The organism is Luteimonas terricola (assembly GCF_004352845.1).
Taxonomy (GTDB): domain Bacteria; phylum Pseudomonadota; class Gammaproteobacteria; order Xanthomonadales; family Xanthomonadaceae; genus Luteimonas; species Luteimonas terricola.
Genome location: NZ_SJRX01000019.1, coordinates 1 through 3,100 on the forward strand (window position 1 = coordinate 1; position 3,100 = coordinate 3,100).

3 protein-coding genes are annotated in these 3,100 nt (G+C 58.6%); 1 reads left to right on the plus strand and 2 read right to left on the minus strand.

The annotated features are described in order from the left end of the window. Nucleotides 1-68: 68 nt before the first annotated feature. A protein-coding gene (locus E2169_RS14120; RefSeq protein ID WP_370465161.1) for an IS3 family transposase occupies nucleotides 69-1,186 on the plus strand; the annotation gives its coding sequence in 2 pieces (ribosomal slippage) (nucleotides 69-321 and nucleotides 321-1,186; 1,119 coding nt in all). Nucleotides 1,187-1,483: 297 nt separating this feature from the next. On the opposite strand, the gene E2169_RS14365 is transcribed toward E2169_RS14120, so the two are convergent. After that, complete coding sequence (locus tag E2169_RS14365; protein ID WP_207918403.1) at nucleotides 1,484-2,218, minus strand: hypothetical protein; 735 nt, start codon at nucleotides 2,216-2,218, stop codon at nucleotides 1,484-1,486. A 38-nt stretch (nucleotides 2,219-2,256) separates the two neighbouring features. Then, on the minus strand, nucleotides 2,257-2,784 hold the full coding sequence (locus E2169_RS14130) for a hypothetical protein (RefSeq protein WP_132987259.1): 528 nt from the start codon (nucleotides 2,782-2,784) through the stop codon (nucleotides 2,257-2,259). Nucleotides 2,785-3,100 lie beyond the last annotated feature (316 nt).

The window sequence follows — 3,100 nt, forward strand, 5'->3', positions numbered from 1 at the left end:
CGACGTCCCCCCGGTTTTGAGTAGCACGGCGATCTGGAGTCCAATTCCCCAAAGCGAGGAGATTGGACGTGAAGAAGCGCTTTTCCGAAGAGCAGATCATCGGCTTCCTGCGTGAGGCCGAGGCCGGGCTGCCGGTCAAGGAGCTGTGCCGCAAGCACGGCTTCAGCGAGGCGTCGTACTACCTGTGGCGGAGCAAGTTCGGCGGCATGAGCGTGCCCGATGCCAAGCGCCTGAAGGAGCTTGAGACCGAGAACGGCCGGCTGAAGAAGCTGCTGGCCGAGCAGGTTCTCGAGAACGAGGTCATCAAGGACGTTCTTCGAAAAAAGTGGTGAGCGCACCGGCTCGACGCGAGCAGGTGCGCTACATGGTGACCAAGGGGCTGAGCGAGCGGCGGGCGTTGGCGGTGCTGTGCATGAGCGCCAGCGCGTACCGCTACCAACCTGCGCCTGATCGGAACGTCGAGCTTCGGGAGCGCATCCTGGCGCTGGCGCAGCGATACAAGCGCTACGGCGTCGGGATGATCTACCTCAAGCTCAGGCAAGCAGGAGTGCTCGTGAACTACAAGCGTGTGGAGCGGCTGTACCAGGAAGCGAAGCTGCAGGTGCGGCGCCGGAAGCGGAAGAAGGTGCCGGTGGGCGAACGGCAACCGCTGTTGCGGCCAGATCGTGCCAACCAGGTCTGGTCGATGGACTTCGTGTTCGACCGGACGGCGGACGGACGGGTGCTCAAGGCCTTGACCATCGTCGACGACGCCACACACGAGTCAGTGGCCATCGAGGTGGAGCGCGCGATCTCCGGTCACGGCGTGGCGCGCATCCTGGAGCGCCTCGCGATCCAGCGCGGCCTGCCGGAAGTGATCCGCACCGACAACGGCAAGGAGTTCTGCGGCAAGGCCATGCTCGAATGGGCGCATGCCCGCAGCGTCGCCCTGCGCCTGATCGAGCCGGGCAAGCCGAACCAGAACGCCTACGTCGAGAGCTTCAACGGCCGCCTGCGCGACGAGTGCCTCAACGAGCACTGGTTCACCAGCCTGCTACACGCCCGCACGGTCATCGAAACCTGGCGCCGCGAATACAACGAGGAGCGGCCCAAGAAGGCGCTCGGCGGGCTGACCCCAGAGGCCTTTGCCAAAACGCTAGCCAGCTCGGATACCCTAACCCCGGACTCTAAAGCCGACCGCTACTGAAAGCGGGGGGACGTCGGGTGGACCCGTTCAAGGTGGTTAAAGAGCAGCTTGATGAGCACAAACCACACAATGACCATTGCGAAGAGAGTGATCCCGAGCGAGAAAGGAACTACTTCAGATTGCATGGAAGTCCTTCAGCGGCCTAACACCTAAGTTAAGCCGAATTGCAGCGCGTAGCTGCCCACCTGGCAAGCCGTTCTTGCCAGGTGGGCGGCGCAGCGATGCAGTTTCGGCTTGAACGCATTGTTAGGCGGTGGGCGTACGGGCGCAGAAACTATCCGTTGGTCCCAACAATCTTCAGCTGAAGACGACGTATACATTGAGGGCCAGGGTTTCGATGTGGGCTGCAACTTTGTTGGAACCAACCTTTAGAGAGTTGGGATGACCACAACCGTTTCGGAGTTTGAGGCAAGCATCAAGCTCTTGCTTTACGTTCTTCCCGATAAGGCCCACGGTCTGTGCAACCTCAAGGAACGTGCTCTCCTTCAATCGGCCAAGATCGTCCGTAGTCTTGGCAGCCTTCCACTTAGGGTCTCGCTTTAACGTCTCAGCATTGAACGCTGTCAGATGCTTGTCGACAACCTCTCGCTGCATAATCGCTATTGCCCCAACCCAGGAAAGGACAATCGCCGCGCGAGGGAGCGACTGCTCGGCACATACTATGGCTTCCGAAAGGAAGTCCTTGACGTCCTGATGTTTGAGTTTCGGCAGAATTGCACGGAGGTCCTGCGCTTCCTTTGCGGCAGGTGACACAGACAAGTTCTCACCAGCCACAGAAGCAATATGGCTTTTCCCCACTTCGGTGAGCTCCCAGCCATCAGGTGTCCGGAACACCTTGTCATCTACAGCGGACAAGAACGCACCAAAGTTCCACTTCTTTGCGCCTTTAACTCCGGCGTCGATCGCGTACTTCTTTGCTGCCACTGTTTGCACGCGGGCCCCACCGCCGGCCGCCACGCAAAGCAAGCAAGTATCGGTCTTGGTGAGCCCCTTCTGATGCACCACAACCTTTAGCTGTTCAAGCGTTAACAAGCTTCATCCTCCCCATGGCCCCCGCAGGCTTGCTCCTCTCAGGATTTCACCAATTCAGCGGCGGCGTTTAGGCCTGGAGCTGTAAGCTTCCAGCCTGAACTCTTGGATCCAGTAATCTTGTTTCCGAATTCCTTTATGTACTTCGCATGGTTTGTAGCGTCGTAACACCCGAAGTGCTCGCAGAGTTCTCGCGCATCCTTGTCGGTGAAAGAAGCCTCTCCAGTCGATAGGAACGCGGCAATGCCGAGCATCAGGTAAGTGTTCATAACCTGATGGATTCGCTTCGATGCCCCTCCCGGCAAGGATATGACTTTCGCCGTTCCACCATCGAAATACAGATGCTGATCCAGTTGGTCTTGCGTGACCCCGGTCCTCTTGAGCCACTGACTGGCGGTAGCATGCACTTTCGGGAGCGTATCTGATGAAGCGTCCTCGGCATAATTATTGGTCGCTGGACCCAATGAACTTGGCGCCGCATCCTCACCAAGAAGAGCGAAGGCAGCTTGCACAACGCGCTTTCTTTCTTCGCTGCTGAGAGGGTTGAGAAGTTCTACAACCTTGGACATCGCCGTCGTGAGGGGGCTTGACACAGTAATTCTCCAGTAATTCAGTAAGAATGATACTACGCAGTAATTACGTACTGTGCAAGTACGCGCCGTACGGGCTACGAGCCTGCGTTTGCACTAGCCGGGCCTGAGCTAGGCAACTAGCGATTTGGCGCTTTGGCGTGATGTGGATGCTGGGCGCGCAGAAACCGCCTAACGCCTTATGTCTTGAGTTTCCCCTACCGTAGGCGCCGAGAGCCCGACGTGCGCGCCCGATAACGCCTCGGTGTCAGACCACCGTAATTCAGCAGGGGCCGCACGCCGGATCTCGCGCCCT

Coding starts and splice junctions, on each gene's coding strand:
- E2169_RS14130 (WP_132987259.1), bottom strand. CDS start 2,784: ATGTCCAAGGTTGTAGAACTTCTCAACCCTCTCAGCAGCGAAGAAAGA.